The organism is Sphingomonas aerolata, assembly GCF_023935825.1.
In the GTDB taxonomy this organism is placed as follows: domain Bacteria; phylum Pseudomonadota; class Alphaproteobacteria; order Sphingomonadales; family Sphingomonadaceae; genus Sphingomonas; species Sphingomonas aerolata.
On sequence record NZ_CP098762.1, the window covers coordinates 2,070,540 to 2,085,310 of the forward strand.

Sequence of the window (14,771 nt, forward strand, 5' to 3'; positions counted from 1 at the left end):
GTCCTAGCCCCTATTGTGCCGTTGCGTGCAAGACGTCGCGGGCGATGTGATGCAACGGGACGACCCGATCGACGCCGCCCAGCGCGATCGCTTCCTTGGGCATGCCGAAGACGATCGACGTCGCCTCGTCCTGCGCGAAGGTGCGGCCGCCCGCCTGTTTCATCTCGAGCATCCCGCGCGCGCCATCGTCGCCCATGCCGGTCATGATGACGCCGATCGCGTTCGTCCCCGCAGCGGTCGCCGCCGAGCGGAACAGGACATCGACCGACGGCCGGTGACGCGAGACCAGCGGCCCGTCGCGGACCGCAACGAAATAGCGGGTCCCGCGCCGCTCGATCATCATGTGCTTGCCGCCGGGTGCGATCAGGACCGTGCCGGGCAGGACGGGATCGCCGTGCTCGGCTTCCTTGACGGTCACGACGCACAGAGTGTTCAGCCGATTGGCAAAAGCGCGCGTGAAGTTTTCCGGCATGTGCTGGACCACGACGACACCGGGCGTCGTTGCGGGCAGCGCCATGAGGACTTCGCGCAAGGCTTCGGTTCCCCCGGTCGACGCGCCGAGGCACACCACGCGCTCAGTCGCGCGGTTCATCACGCGACCGCTCGGGGGCGGCAGGACCGCATCCGCGGTGAGCTTCTGCTCGAGCCGGCTGGGCCGGCTGCCATTGGACGACCGCAGCGAGACCCGCACGCGCGCCGCCGCCTTGATCACGTCGCGGATCTGGAGATTGTGATCGGCGAGGTGCTCGGCGAGCCCGGCACGGGGCTTCACGATGACGTCGACCGCGCCCGCCTCCAATGCCTGCAGCATCGCGTCGGAGCCCTTTTCGGTGACCGATGAGCACATCACCACGGGAAGTGGGCATTGTGCCATCAGCTTCTTCAGGAACGTGATGCCGTCCATGCGCGGCATCTCGACGTCGAGCATCATCACGTCGGGCACTTCGTCCTGGATGCGGCGGGCCGCGCTGAACGGGTCGGCGGCGGTGCCCATGACGGTGATCTCTGGGTCCTCCTCGAGGATCGCCGCGAGGGCATGCCGCGCGACCGCGGAATCGTCGACGATGAGCACACGGATTTTTCCAGAGACGGCCATGGATCAGCTCCGCTGGAAAACGGTGTGGGCGACGGGCACGAGCGGGAGTTCGTGCCCCGTGATCGATTCCGAATGACCGAGGAACAGGTAACCACCCGGCGCGAGCCTGCTGACGAGCTTCGTGACGACCTCATGCTGGGTCTGCTTGTCGAAATAGATGAGGACGTTGCGGCAGAAGATCAGGTGCATCGGCTCTCCCACCGGATAGACCTCGTCCATCAGGTTCAGCCGAGCGAACGCGATCGCCCGGCGCAACTCGGGTATCACGCGGACTTCGCGACGCGCCGGATCACGCGATTCCATCAGATATTTGCGCCGCAGCGCCGCCGGAACGGGCTCTGCGAGATCGGCTGGATAGATGCCGCGCCGGGCGATCTCGAGCACTTCGGTGTCCAGATCGGTCGCCAATACGCTGTACGCGATCCCGCGGCGCGTGGCGGCAAATTGGTCGAGCAGCATCGCGATTGTGTAGGGCTCTGGCCCGGTCGAGCAGGCGACGCTCCAGGCGCGGATCGTCCGCAGATAGGTCGCTTCCAGGCCGGGGAGGGCGACGTCGCGCAGAAAGTCAAAATGGACCGGTTCGCGGAAGAAGTCTGTCTTGTTGGTCGTCACCGCATTGATCAGGTGGATGCCTTCCTGATCTAGATTATTGTCTGTCAGGACATGGCGACAATAAGCCTCGAGCGTATCGAACCCCAGCGCGCGTTGCCGGCGCCGCAACCGCCCTTCGAGCATCGTCCGCTTGCTCGCCGGCATCCGGATCCCGGCATAGTCGAAGATATAGTCCGCGAGCTGCGCGAACTAGCGCGGGCCGATCTGGTCCGAGGCGCTTGGCGTAGCTTTGACGATCGGGGAGATGAAGGACACGGGAGCCAGCTCCAGAAATGACGAGGGACCGGTCGAGGCGGCACCATGAGGATTGGGTGTCAGGGGTCGCGACGCGACCCCGTCATGCGGCGCTGGCGTGCAGGACGCTGACCTCGGCGCTGGAGAAGATCTGCGCGACATCGACCAGCACGACGAAACCCTCGGTCCGCTTGACCACCCCCGCAATATAGCGCGACGGCCAGCGGACGCCGATATCGGGCGCCGCGCCGATCTGGCCGCGGTCGAAGGTGCTGACCTCCAGCACCCGGTCGACGACGAGGCCTAGGACCAGGTTGCGCCCATCGACGGGGACATCGATCACCAGGATCCGCGTGCTCGGCGTCGGCGCGACCGGCGGCAGGCCGAGGCGGCGTCGCAGATCGATCGTCGTCACGCCCTCGCCACGCAGATCGGTCAGCCCCAGCAGATAATCGGGGCCGTTCGGGATGTGAAAGGTCTCGGTCCAGTCAAGGATCTCGCGGACCAGCGTGACGGGCACCGCAAAGGTCTCGGCACCCAGCCCGAAGGTCACGGCCTGCAGCTCTCCGGCGACGCTCATGCCGCGCACCTTTCACAGGCTGCGGAGTGGGGGCGTGCAGCACCACCCGGCCGGGACCCGCGGGACCGATCAGTGGCCGTCGCCGAGCATCGTTCGATTGACCCGTACATGTCGGTCCTTCCAGCGTCAGAGGAGTGCCGGCGCGAGCACGGCGGGGGTGGCGCGGCCACCGAGCAGCGGGTCAAAGATCCGCGCGATATTGGCGAGGACGATGATGCCCTGCGGCGTCCGCACCAGCTCGCGGATGAAATCGCGACGCCAGCGCAGGCCGACCGTGGGCGGGGTCTCGCTGGCATCGCGGTGCAAGGTCGCCACCTCGTGCACCTTGTCGGTGCGGATGCCGATCTGGGTCGGGACGCCGTCGACGTCGAGCTCGACCACCACGATCCGGCTGTCCATCGTCGATTCCGCCGAGGGCAGGCCGAACGCCAGGCGCAGGTCGGCGATCGGGATGATCTTGCCGCGAAAGTTCGCGACGCTCGCGACCAGTCGGTCCGCACCCGGCACGACCGTTTCGGGCAGCAGGTCGAGGATCTCGCGGACGAGGACTGCCTCGACCGCGAACTTCTCGGCTTGCAGATCGAACGTCAGCACCTCGAGCCGGCCGTCTTCGTCCCACTGGGTTTCCGTCGTGTCTTCCATGGTCATGCAACGGCGCGAAGCCGCTCCTCCTGATGCTGGCCCAGCGCGACGAGCTGGACGACGTCGAGGATCAGCGCGACGCCGCCATCGCCGAGGATCGTCGCGCCGGCGAAGGTCGGGACGTTGCAGTGCACCGCCGACATCGGCTTGATCACGGTCTGGTGGCTGCCGATGATCTGGTCGACCACCAGCCCGACCCGCTCGGTGCCGGTCGCGATGATGACTATCTTCTGGTGGACGCTGGGCTTCGTCCCCGTCGCGAACATCTCGCGCAGCCGGACGAACGGAACGAGCCGATCGCGCAGCGTAATGAAGCTCCGCCCACGTGAACGCAGGTCTTCCTCGAGGCTGAGTTCGATGCATTCCTCGACCACGGCGAGCGGAATGACGTAGCGACCGTCGCCGACCCGGATCAGCAGCCCGTCGATGATCGCGAGCGTCAGCGGGATGCGCAGCGACATCGCCGACCCCTGACCCGATACGCTTGCGACCTCGATCGTGCCGCGCAGGCTCTCGATCGTGCGCTTGACGACGTCCATCCCGACACCGCGGCCCGACAGGCTGGTGATCTGCGGCGCGGTCGAGAAGCCGGGATGGAAGATCATCTGGAGCAACTCCTGGTCGCTCACGATCTGTCCCGGCTGGAGCAGTCCGTGTGCCTCGGCCTTGGCGCGCACGCGCTCGCGGTCGATCCCGTTGCCGTCGTCACGGATCGTGATGACGACCTCGCCGCCTTCCTGACGTGCGGACAGCCGGACCTGCCCGACCTCGGGCTTTCCCGCGGCAAGGCGCCGCTCGGGCGGTTCGATCCCGTGATCGCAGGCGTTGCGGATCAGGTGGATCAGCGGATCGGCGAGCCGTTCGATCACCGTCTTGTCGACTTCGGTCGTCTCGCCGTCGGTCGACAGCTCGATCGTCTTGCCGGTATCGCGCGCGATGTCGTGGACGAGGCGGCGGAAGCGGCCGAACAGCGTGGCGACGGGTACCATGCGCAACACCATCACCGTGTCGCGCAATTCGCTCGCCAGCCGCTCGATCTCTTCGGATATGGAGCGAAGCGCAACGTCCGTCGCGTTGCTGCCGCTGCTATGCGCGAGCTGCGACAGCCGGCTCTGGACGATGACGAGTTCGCCCACCCGGTCCATCAGCAGGTCGAGGCGTTCGGCGGGTACCCGGACGCTTTCGCCGGTCTTGGGCGCGCCGCGGCCGTTCGGGGTGGTGGCCGGGTCGCGATCCTGCACCGGTGGTATCGTGTCGACCCGTGCGGGCGGGAGCGCAGACGGCGTCGTCCCCGCGCCAGGCGGCGGCGCGGTATCCTCCACGTCGTCGCACGACGTGTCGCCGATCGCCTCGATCTGAAGATCCAGGTCGTCGAGTACGAATATGAAGACGTCCTCGAGGTCATCCCGCGACACCGCGCCGCGCACTTCGATATCCCAGCCGATATGGCATTCGGTCGGCACCAGCTCGGCAAGCGGCGGCACCTGGTCGGTCCGCGCGACGATCCGGCAGTCGCCGAGCGTGCGCAATTCATCGAGCAGCGCGAGCGGGTTGATGCCATTCTGCATCGCTTCGGGGGGCAGGCGGAGCGACAGCCGCCACCCCTGCACGACGGGCGGTGCCTCCGGCGTCGGCGCGGGCGCGCCGTCGAGCGCCGCCTGCAGCTTCGCCAGGATCGCGTCGCCTTCCGCCTTGCGGTCGGTCGCGTCGCCCTCGATCAGCGCGCGCATGTGGTCCTGCGCGGACAGGATGACCGCGATCAGCTGCGGCGTGGCGGGGGTCAGGTTCTTGCGGACGCGGTCGAAGGCGGTCTCGCAGTGATGCGTGAAGCTGGCCAGCGCATCGAAGCCGAACATCGCGCCCGAGCCCTTGAGCGTGTGCAGCCCGCGGAACACCGCGTCGATCAGCTCGTGATCGTCCAGCCGGTGACCGAGATCGAGCAGGCCCTGCTCGACCTGTTCGAGCACTTCGCCCGCCTCGACGCGGAATGCGGCGACGGGGTCGTTCTGGCTCACCGTCCGAGGACCTTGCGCACGACCCGGATCAGCTGTTCGGGAACGAACGGCTTGACCAGCCAGCCGGTCGCGCCGGCGGCCTTGGCCTGCTGCTTCATCGCATCCTCGGATTCGGTGGTGAGGAACAGGATCGGGGTACCGCATTGCGCGGGGTTCTTGCGCAGCGCGCGGATCATCGACAGCCCGTCCATGTTGGGCATGTTGAGATCGGTGATGATCATGTCGAAGCGGCTGCCATTGGCCTTGCTCAGGCCCTGCGCGCCGTCGGCGGCCTCGCTGACGGTGTAGCCAGCCCCGGTCAGCGCCATGCGGATGGCGACGCGTATGCTGGTGGAATCATCGACGATAAGGATGGATGCGCTCATCGCGGCAAATCTCCGTGAAACCAGAAATTCTGATCGGCTGATGGGATATCGGTGAGGAAGCCCGCGCGCTCGAGCAGCGCCGCCAGCACGTCGTGCACCGGCGTTGCAAGGCGCAGGGACTTGCCGTCGCGTTCGGCCTGACGGCGCGCCGCGCAGACGAGCTGCAACAGGCTGACATCGGCTTCGGCAACAGCGGAGAGATCGAGTTCGATCGCGTCATGCTGCTCGAGCTGCGACGCGAGGTCCGCGGCGAACGGCACCACCGAGCTGGTCGTGACGGTGGCCGGTACAAGGATGATTTGCGCCATGCGTTCCCCCATTCTCTCCGACCGGCAACGTCGCGCGGCCGGGTCCGCTGGTTCATTATAGACGGCGGCCAAGAGGTCCGTTCCGGACCCATCACTAATTTTCGATCAGGTCGTCACTAACGCCGCAAGGCGATCGCGCCCGACGGCGCGGTCGCCTCACCACAGCGTCAGCGGTTGCGTCAGCGGTTGCGTCTGATTGCCGGCTAGGCCGCCCGTCGAAGTAATCCGCGCTCAGGCCGCCTGCGCGCCGAAAGCATCGTCGTCGGCGTCGGTGCCGCCCTTGATCAGATCGAGCGCGAAGCCGTTCACGCGGGCCTGCTGGTCGGCGATCGAGTTGGGCTTCGGCCGCTTGGCCTTGGCGCTTGGCCGTGCGGCGATCGGGCTGCGCGCGCTCACTTTGCGCTGCACGGTTGGGGCCGGCCGCCGATGGCCAAGGTCCGCCCCGCCGCCGGTCCGGAAATAGGCGATGCTGGCCTGCAGTTCCTCAGCCTGGGATGCCAGCTCTTCCGACGTCGCGGTGATCTGTTCGGACGCGCCGGCATTCTGCTGGCTGATCAGGTCAAGCTGCTGGATCGCCTCGTTGATCTGTGCCGCGCCGATATCCTGTTCGCGGCATGCCGCGCTGATCTCGGCGACGAGTTCGGCGGTGCGGCTGATGTCGGGCACCAGCTTGGTCAGCATGTCGCCGGCTTCGGTCGCCGCGGCGACGGTCTGCGACGACACCGATCCGATCTCTGCCGCCGCGACCTGACTGCGTTCCGCGAGCTTGCGGACCTCCGAGGCGACGACGGCAAAGCCGCGGCCATGTTCGCCCGCGCGCGCAGCCTCGACGGCGGCGTTCAGTGCGAGCAGATCGGTCTGCCGGGCAATCTCCTGGACGATGCCGATCTTCTCGGCGATTGTCCGCATCGCGTTGACCGCACGCTGGACCGCGATCCCGCTGAGTTCGGCGTCCTTCGCAGACTGGCGGGCGATCTTTTCGGTCTGCGCGGCATTGTCCGCGCTCTGCTTGATGTTGGCGGCAATCTCTTCCATCGCCGAGGACGCTTCTTCGGCAGCCGCCGCCTGCTCGGTCGCGCCTTGCGAGACCTGCTCGGAACTGGCCGACAGCTCTTGGCTTCCTGCCGAAACATTGTCGGCCGCGCCGCTGGCCTTGCCGACGACGTTGCGCAGCTGCTCGATCATCCGCACCAGCGCCTGGCCAAGGACATCCTTGTTGGACATGGGCTGGTGCGACACCGCCAGATCGCCATCGGCAATCTTGTCGGCCAGATCGGCACTCACCCGCAGATTGTCGACCATCCGCACGATCGCCTGTCCAAGCGTATCCTGGTCGGACAATGGCTGATGCGCAAAGCTCAGATCACCGTCGGCGATCTTGTCGGCGAGACTGGCGCTTACCCGCAGATTGTCGACCAGCGCATTGATCGAATCCTTCATGCGGCGGTGGTCGCCCTGGCAGGGGATCTCGACCATCTCGCGCAGGTCACCGACGCTGGCGAGGTTCAGGACGCGATTGCCCTCCTCGATCGGCAGCAGCGTCGCGTCGAGCATCGCGTTGATCCCGCAGACCAGTCCGGCGAAATCCCCGACGAAGCGCGTCTCGTCACCGCGCTGGCCGAGCTCGCCCGCCGTCGATGCCTTGATCAGCCGTTCCACCTCGCCGATGATATCGCGCAGGTTGCGACGCAGCGTCTCGACGGTGTCGTTGATGAACGCCTTCTTGCCGGGAAAGGTCTCGAGCGGCGCGTCGAAATTGCCTTCGCCAAACGCCTTGATGCAGGCCATCGCCTTCTTCTTCACGGCGATATGGTTGGCGACCATGGTGTTGACGCCGCGCGCCATGGTGCCGAAGTCGCCCTTGAACCGGTCGGCCGCGACGATGACGTCGATGTCGCCCTTGTCGTGCTCGGAGGACATGTGGTTCAGTTCGCTGATCAGGCCCTGCAGATTTGCGCGCAGCGTCTCGATCGTCTCGTTGATGAACGCCTTCTTGCCGGGGAAACGCTCCAGCGGGGCGGCGAAGTTGCCCTCGCTGAATTCCCTGACGCAGGCCATCGCGGTTCTTTTGACCGCGATGTGGCTGCCGACCAGAAGGTTGAGCCGCTTCGCCATGACCGCGAACGTTCCGTGAAACTCGTCGACCGGCAGGACGGCGTCGATATCGCCCTTATCATGCGCAGCGCTCCAGTCGTCGATCCGGGCGCTCAACTGGCCAACCGGGCGCAGCGCGCGATCGAGCATCTGGTTGATCGCGCAGAGCACCGTCTGGGTCTGGCCATTGGCGAGCGAAGTATTCGCCCGTTGCGAAAAGTCACCATCGGCAAACATGCTCTCGAGGCGCGCCAATTCGGACGTGAGGACGTCTGACGAGACGCCGCCGAGGATCTTTGCCAACATTAACGGATTCCTTTGTGCTGCATCATGTAAATCAATAGCTCAAACAACACGGCGGCCATTTGCCGTCGTCTGAATCTCACACGTCACGCCGATCTGGCCGCCAGCCGCGGAATCGGGGGACCGCCTATCAAGGTCAGCTTGATTATAGAGTGGTCAGGGCAGGGACGGTTTGAAGCGCGCGACAATTTTCGAGATTGCGATCCGGTGCGCCGGGTGGCTGCCACCCGCACGTCGATGCGTGCCGGATCATGGACGTGGTCTGCGCCTGTAAATCCTGACCGGTTCTGCTAGTGGACGGCGATGCTCAAAATACGAACCAAGCGCCAGGGGATGGTAACGGCGCGCGCGCTCGATCGCCTCGTGGCCGTCGAGGCCTCGGTGAATGCTCTTGGCGACGAGGATCTGCTCGACCTCGCGGACATCTTCGCTGCGGGCGAGGCGACCCCGTTGCGCGAGATGGCACAGGCCGAGATGCGCCGCCGCGCGCTCAGCCTGTGAAGCGATTCCCTTCACGCTTCCGGCGCCTCGATGGCGCGCTCGCCGATCTCGCCGTCGAGGAACCGATGTTGCTCACCGAGCTCGACGGCTTCCTCACCGGGCTGCTGATCTGCCCGGCGGCGATCGCGCCGAGTGAGTGGATGACGGTGATCTGGGGAAGCGAGTCCGACGGCACGCCGCCCTTCGAGAATCCGCTCGACGTGCAATGGTTCGCCGATGCGGTGGCGGCGCGGCGTGATGAGATCGCACGCGACCTTGCCCGCGGCAAGCTTCAGCCGATCTTCGACGTTGACGAGCGTGATGGCGAAGTTTTGTGGGAATATTGGATCGACGGCCTGACCGATGCGGTCGCGCTGCGCCCCGAGGCCTGGGATGCGCTGGCCGACGACCCCACAAGGGCGGCCCCGTGGTCGCAGCTGGCAACGCTGATCGCGGTCGCGAGCAATGAGAGCGACCTCGACAGCGTTGAGATCAACGCGCTTCAGGACCGGGCGCCGGCCGAACTGACCGAAGCCGTTCAGCGCCTGTACGCAGCGCAAGTGAGCGTCGCTGGCCCGTCGTCACCCGACGCATCGGCGACGACGGCATCGAAAGTCGGTCGCAACGATCCGTGCCCTTGCGGGTCGGGGAAAAAGCACAAGCGCTGCTGTGGCTGATCGGGGACGAGGGCGGCACGATGTGTGCCGGCCCAGCGTCCCCTCGGCCACCTCAGACGCTCTGCCGGATTACGAGAGTTCGATCTTCCCGTTCATGCCGGGCCAGTCCGAATAGCCGAGCGCGCCGCCGCCATACCAATATTGCTTCGGCGCCTCGGCCAGCGGTGCGCCGGTGCGCAGCCGGTCGACGAGATCGGGATTGGCGAGGAAGGGGCGACCAAAGCTGAACAGGTCGGCATTGCCTTCCGCTAGTGTCTTCTCGGCGAGCTCCAGCGTATACTGGTTGTTGGCGATGTACGCACCCGAGAAGCGCTTGCGCAGCGCCTGGAAGTCGACGCCGTCCGGCACGTCGCGCGTCTGCTGGGTCACGCCTTCGATATCATGGATGTACAGCAGCCCGATCTCCGACAGGGCATCGACGAACGTGTCGAAGGTCCGCCCGACCTGGCTGTCGAGCGGGGTCTTGCCGGGCTCGGTCGTCGCGGGCGAGATGCGGATCCCGACGCGGTTTGCACCCCAGACATCGACCACGGCGCGAACCACGTCGAGCGGGAAGCGCAGCCGGTTCTCGATCGAGCCGCCATAGACGTCGCTGCGCTGGTTGGTGCTGTCGCGGATGAACTGTTCGAGCAGATAGTTGTTCGCGGCATGGACCTCGACGCCGTCAAAGCCGGCGGCCTTCGCCTGTTCGGCAGCGCGGCGGTAATCCTCGACGATCGCGGGGATCTCGTCCGTCTCCAGCGCGCGTGGGGTGACGAAATCCTTCATCCCGTCATTCGTGAAGGCCTGGCCCTCCGCCTTGATCGCGGACGGCGCGACGGGGAGCGCACCATCGTGGAGATCGGGGTGCGAGATGCGGCCGGTGTGCCACAGCTGAAGGAAGATCGCCCCGCCACGCCGGTGGACGGCCTCGACGATCGGCGTCCATGCGGCAACCTGCGCGTCCGACCAGATGCCGGGCGTCATCGCATAGCCGCGCGCCTGCGGCGAGATGTTGGTCGCTTCGCTGATGATGAGGCCGGCATCGGCACGCTGCGCGTAATAGTCGGCGGCAAAGTCGGGCGGGACACCGTCGTCATTCGAGCGGCTGCGCGTCAGCGGCGCCATGACGATACGGTTCTGCAGTCGCAGATCGCCGATCGTGACGGGCTGAAGGACGGGGCTGTCGGTCTGGTCGGACATGATGTGGTCTTCCGTTGGCGTGGGGGAGGAGGTGGGCAGCAAGCTGTAACGCGCGAGCAGCCGCTAGATCCCGGCACGGCGGTAAGGAGGGGCGTTGTCGCGGCAGAATATGACGACGTTCCGAAACCGGTAGCGAGACACGGGCGCGGGCGATCCATGCACCCGTCGCCGGTGCGCCGCTGTTCGCACGGGGGCGTTCGGTGCCGCAAACGGTTCGAAGCGCGGCGGGGGGACAGCACAGCGCCGGTCGGCGACTGCCCGACCGGCGCGTGTCGCGCTTCCCCTAAAGGGCCACCCTATAGAAGCTTGTCGAGGGTGATCGGCAGATCGCGGACGCGCTTGCCGGTGGCGTTGTAGACCGCATTGGCGACCGCCGCCGCGACGCCGGTGATGCCGATCTCGCCAATACCATGCGCACCCATCGGCGTGTGGGGATCGGCGATATCGGTCCAGATGACGTCGATCTCCGGAACGTCGAGGTGCACGGGGATATGATATTCGGCAAGGCTGGGGTTCATGATCCGGCCATTGCGTTCGTCGAACTGCGTTTCCTCCATCAGCGCCATGCCGAGCCCCATGATGATCCCGCCGCGGAACTGGCTCTTTGCCGTCTTGGGGTTGAGGATGCGGCCGCAATCGAACGATCCGAGGATCCGGCTGATGCGTGTCTCACCGGTAACCGCATTGACTCGCACCTCGCAGAAGATCGCGCTGTGCGAGTGCATCGACCAGTGCATCAGTTCGAGCGGTTGCGACGCCGCGGCGGTGACGGTGACGCTGTCGCGCTGCGCACGCGTCAGGATCGAGGCGTAGCTTTCCCGCTGCGACGGGTCGTCGATCTTCGCCAGCCCGGCATCCTCGCTGCCGACCGTATCCGCCGACAGCCCCGCTAGCGGCGAGTCGTTGCCGGCGAGCTTAAGCAGCTCGGCGACCAGTGCGTTATGCGCCGCGATGACGGCCGCGCCGATCGCCGCGGTCTGCTGCGATCCCCCCGCCATGATCGCGCCCGGGATCGAAGAGTCGCCATAGCCGACCTCGACCTGATCGAGCGACAGACCCAGTCGCTCCGCGCCGACGATCGCGGTGGTGGTCGAGGTCCCCATGCCCATTTCCGCCGCCGCGACCTCGATCAACGCGCGCACGGCATCGCCGTCCCGCGTGAGGGTGATGCGCGCCTGTGCGCCGGGCATCCGGTAATAGGGATAGGTTCCGGTCGCGCAGCCCATGCCGATCTGCCATTCGCCATCGCGGCGCGTGGCCGGTTCGACACTGCGATCCGCCCAGCCGAAATGATCCGCACCGTTGCGCCACGCCTCGACGATATGGCGCGACGAGAAGGCGAGGCCCGACGTCGGGTCCTTGTCCGGCTCGTTCAGGATCCGCAGCTCGACCGGGTCGATGCCCAGATCGACCGCGAGTTCGTCGACCGCGCATTCCAGCGCGAAGGTGCCCACCGCCTCGCCCGGCGCGCGCATGAAGGTGTTGGCCAGCATGTTCATCCGCGCGATGTCGACCTGCAGGCTGATATTGGGGCAGGCATAGGCGGCACGCGTGCCGAGGATGAACGGCTCGGGCATGTTGTTGTGTGGCGTCATGATCGACAGGCCGGTATGTACCAGCGCATCGAAGCGGCCCTCCGCGGTCGCGCCGATCGCAACCCGCTGCTCGGTGAGGGATCGCCCGCCGACGACCCGGTATACACCCTCGCGCGACAGCGTGATCCGCACCGGGCGGCCTGCCAGCTTCGCCGCGGCGGCACCGATGACCTGGTGATCCCACAAGCCCTTGCAGCCAAAACCGCCGCCGACATAGGGCGAGGTCAACCGGACCTTGTCGGGCTCTAGATCGAAGATTTCGCCGATCGTCTGCGCCTGTGCGGTGACCATCTGGCTCGCGTCGTGGATCACCAGCGCGCCGTCGATCCATGCGATCGTCGCGGCATGCGGTTCGATCGGGTTGTGGTTGTGGCGCGGGGTGCGATAGATCTGATCGACGACATGCGGCGCGGTGGCGAGCGCGGCGTCGGCATCGCCGATCCGGTTGTGCAGCGGCTGGCCCATGAACAGGCCCGGTTCGCGACCGTTCGCTTTCGCGTCCTCGAGGCTGGTCGTCGATGGCTCCGCGGCATAGGTGAAGCCGAGCAGCGACGCGGCATGATCGGCCTGTTCCTGAGTCTCGGCGAGGACGCAGGCGATCGGCTGCCCGTTCCAGTGGATGCGGTCGTCCTGCAGGATCGGCAGGTCGGCGGGGCCCACCGCGGTCGGGGACGATCCGAACATCCCCGGTGTGTTAATCCGTGGCGCGTTGCGGTGGGTCATCACCAGGACGACACCCGGCGCGGCTTCCGCGGCCGCGCTGTCGATCGCCGTGAGCCGGCCGCGCGGGATCGTCGCATAGGCGAGTGCCGCAAAGGCCATGTCGTCGAAGCGGAATTCCGCTGCGAAGCCTGCCTCGCCCTTGACCTTCAGCGCGCCGTCGCGCCGCGATACCGGCGTGCCGATCAGCCCGTGCTTGTGCGCGATCAGCGGATCGGGCCGGCCGCCGGGGATCCAGCTGTCGGGTGCAAGCGGAACGAGCTTCTCCATCGCGCCCTGCATCAGGCCCTGCGCCGCCTGCTTTGCGGTATCGATGATGCTCATGCGACGTCTCCCTTGGCCAGCTCGGCCAGCACCGCGGCCAGCGTTCGCGTCGCCAGTTCGGGTTTGAACGCATTGTCGCGAAGTGGCCGCGCGTCGGCGAACTCCGCGGCTGCAGCCGCCCGGAAGGCGGCCTCGTTGGCCAGTTCGCCGCGCAGCGCGGCCTCCGCCTTGGTCGCTCGCCATGGCTTGTGCGCGACGCCGCCGAACGCGATCCGGACGTCGGCGATCCGGTCGCCGTCCATCTCGATCGCCGCGGCGACCGAGATCAGCGCGAAGGCATAGCTCGCCCGGTCGCGCACCTTGCGATAGGTCGAGCGCGCTGCGACACCGAGCGGCGGCAGTTCGATCGCCGTGATCAGCTCGCCCGCCGCCAGCACGGTGTCGAGGTCAGGCCGATCGCCGGGCAGGCGGTGAAGCTCGCCAAAGGGCAGCGTCCGCGCGCCGTCGCGTCCCTCGACATGGACGACAGCGTCGAGCGCGGTCAGCGCAACGCACATGTCGGAGGGATGCGTCGCGACGCAGGCATCGGATGCGCCGAGAATCGCGTGGATCCGGTTGAACCCCTCGCGGGCATCGCACCCCGTGCCGGGCGTGCGCTTGTTGCAGTGCGATCCGTCGGTGTCATAGAAATAGGTACAGCGCGTACGCTGCAGCAGGTTGCCGCCGACCGTGGCCATGTTGCGGATCTGCGCGGACGCCCCCGCCAGGATCGCGCGCGACAGCATCGGATAGCGCGTCCGCACGCCGTGATGCTCGGCGACCGCGGTGTTGGTGGCGGCCGCGCCGATCAGCAGTCCGCCCTCTGCCGTCTCGGTGACTGCGGCGGACAGGCGGGTCACGTCGACCAACGTCTCGTGGCGGGCGACGGTCTCACGCATCAGGTCGACGATATTGGTGCCGCCGCCGAGAAAGGCCGCGGTCTCGCCCGCACCCAGTCGCACGGCATCGTTCACGGTATCGGCGCGCAGGTAGGTGAAGGGAGTCATGCCGCCATCTCCGCGGTCGTCTTGGCGGTCGGCGCTGGCGCGATCGTCGCCTGGATCGCATCGATGATGCCGTTATGCGCGCCGCAACGACACAGATTGCCGCTCATCCGTTCCTGGATCTCGTCGCGGGTCAGGATCACGTCGGCGGCGAGGTCGGCGCTGACATGGCTGGGCACGCCGCGGCGGGCCTCCGCGGCCATGCCGATCGCGGAACAGATCTGCCCGGGCGTGCAATAGCCGCACTGGAAACCGTCATGCTCGATGAACGCCGCCTGCAACGGGTGGAGCGTCGTGGTCTCGGCGAGGCCCTCGATCGTCGTGATCTCACGTCCGTCATACTGGACCGCCAGCGCGAGGCAGGACAGGATCCGCTCGCCATCGACCAGCACCGTGCAGGCCCCGCACGCGCCCTGATTGCAGCCCTTCTTGGTGCCCGTCAGGTGAAGCGTCTCCCGGAGGTGATCAAGCAGCGAGACACGGGGATCCGCCGGTTCCGGGACGGCGTTTCCGTTGACAACGAACGACATGGCGATCTCTCCTGTGGCGCACCGCGCCGAG

The 14,771-nt window shown here is 66.8% G+C and carries 13 protein-coding genes and 1 pseudogene; 2 read left to right on the plus strand and 12 right to left on the minus strand.

Translation table 11 applies throughout. From position 1 onward, the window contains the following. Positions 1 to 10 precede the first annotated feature (10 nt). The 8 genes and pseudogenes from NEF64_RS09515 to NEF64_RS09550 all read right to left on the minus strand — a co-directional run bounded on the left by NEF64_RS09515 (position 11) and on the right by NEF64_RS09550 (position 8,252). Positions 11 to 1,096, minus strand: coding sequence for a protein-glutamate methylesterase/protein-glutamine glutaminase (locus NEF64_RS09515; RefSeq protein ID WP_252573672.1), 1,086 nt, complete (start codon positions 1,094 to 1,096; stop codon positions 11 to 13). A gap of 3 nt (positions 1,097 to 1,099) precedes the next feature. Then, positions 1,100 to 1,945: pseudogene (locus NEF64_RS09520) on the minus strand (CheR family methyltransferase). Positions 1,946 to 2,045: 100 nt separating this feature from the next. Next, positions 2,046 to 2,522: a chemotaxis protein CheW gene (locus NEF64_RS09525; RefSeq protein ID WP_056408544.1), complete on the minus strand. Its 477-nt coding sequence runs from the start codon at positions 2,520 to 2,522 to the stop codon at positions 2,046 to 2,048. Between the two features lie 126 nt (positions 2,523 to 2,648). Next, a complete protein-coding gene (locus NEF64_RS09530; RefSeq protein ID WP_156360465.1) occupies positions 2,649 to 3,164 on the minus strand; it encodes a chemotaxis protein CheW in 516 nt (171 codons plus the stop codon). A gap of 2 nt (positions 3,165 to 3,166) precedes the next feature. Continuing rightward, the gene (locus tag NEF64_RS09535; RefSeq protein ID WP_252573674.1) at positions 3,167 to 5,179 is read right to left on the minus strand and encodes a chemotaxis protein CheA; all 2,013 of its coding nucleotides are present in this window, start codon (positions 5,177 to 5,179) and stop codon (positions 3,167 to 3,169) included. After that, positions 5,176 to 5,544 (minus strand): response regulator, encoded by a 369-nt coding sequence (locus NEF64_RS09540; RefSeq protein WP_031394359.1) that lies wholly within the window; start codon positions 5,542 to 5,544, stop codon positions 5,176 to 5,178. Before NEF64_RS09540 ends, NEF64_RS09535 begins: the two co-directional genes overlap by 4 nt. After that, the gene (locus tag NEF64_RS09545; RefSeq protein WP_056408535.1) at positions 5,541 to 5,852 is read right to left on the minus strand and encodes an STAS domain-containing protein; all 312 of its coding nucleotides are present in this window, start codon (positions 5,850 to 5,852) and stop codon (positions 5,541 to 5,543) included. Before NEF64_RS09545 ends, NEF64_RS09540 begins: the two co-directional genes overlap by 4 nt. Before the next feature lie 231 nt (positions 5,853 to 6,083). After that, entirely contained in the window at positions 6,084 to 8,252 is a 2,169-nt protein-coding gene (locus NEF64_RS09550; protein ID WP_056408533.1) for a methyl-accepting chemotaxis protein, read from the minus strand. Between the two features lie 300 nt (positions 8,253 to 8,552). Here NEF64_RS09550 and NEF64_RS09555 point away from each other — a divergent pair, with 300 nt between their 5' ends. Further along, on the plus strand, positions 8,553 to 8,750 hold the full coding sequence (locus NEF64_RS09555) for a hypothetical protein (RefSeq protein WP_043157026.1): 198 nt from the start codon (positions 8,553 to 8,555) through the stop codon (positions 8,748 to 8,750). Further along, positions 8,747 to 9,406, plus strand: a complete 660-nt coding sequence (locus NEF64_RS09560) for a UPF0149 family protein (protein WP_031394357.1) — start codon at positions 8,747 to 8,749, stop codon at positions 9,404 to 9,406. The genes NEF64_RS09555 and NEF64_RS09560 overlap by 4 nt, the downstream gene beginning before the upstream one ends. Positions 9,407 to 9,475: 69 nt before the next feature. Here NEF64_RS09560 and NEF64_RS09565 read toward each other — a convergent pair whose 3' ends face one another. The 4 genes from NEF64_RS09565 to NEF64_RS09580 form a co-directional block, all read right to left on the minus strand. Continuing rightward, positions 9,476 to 10,588, minus strand: a complete 1,113-nt coding sequence (locus NEF64_RS09565; RefSeq protein ID WP_031394356.1) for an alkene reductase — start codon at positions 10,586 to 10,588, stop codon at positions 9,476 to 9,478. A 296-nt stretch (positions 10,589 to 10,884) separates the two neighbouring features. Continuing rightward, entirely contained in the window at positions 10,885 to 13,227 is a 2,343-nt protein-coding gene (locus tag NEF64_RS09570) for a xanthine dehydrogenase family protein molybdopterin-binding subunit (protein ID WP_056408531.1), read from the minus strand. Further along, the gene (locus NEF64_RS09575) at positions 13,224 to 14,213 is read right to left on the minus strand and encodes an FAD binding domain-containing protein (protein WP_056408528.1); all 990 of its coding nucleotides are present in this window, start codon (positions 14,211 to 14,213) and stop codon (positions 13,224 to 13,226) included. Before NEF64_RS09575 ends, NEF64_RS09570 begins: the two co-directional genes overlap by 4 nt. After that, positions 14,210 to 14,740, minus strand: coding sequence for a 2Fe-2S iron-sulfur cluster-binding protein (locus NEF64_RS09580; RefSeq protein WP_252573676.1), 531 nt, complete (start codon positions 14,738 to 14,740; stop codon positions 14,210 to 14,212). Before NEF64_RS09580 ends, NEF64_RS09575 begins: the two co-directional genes overlap by 4 nt. Positions 14,741 to 14,771: the final 31 nt, after the last annotated feature.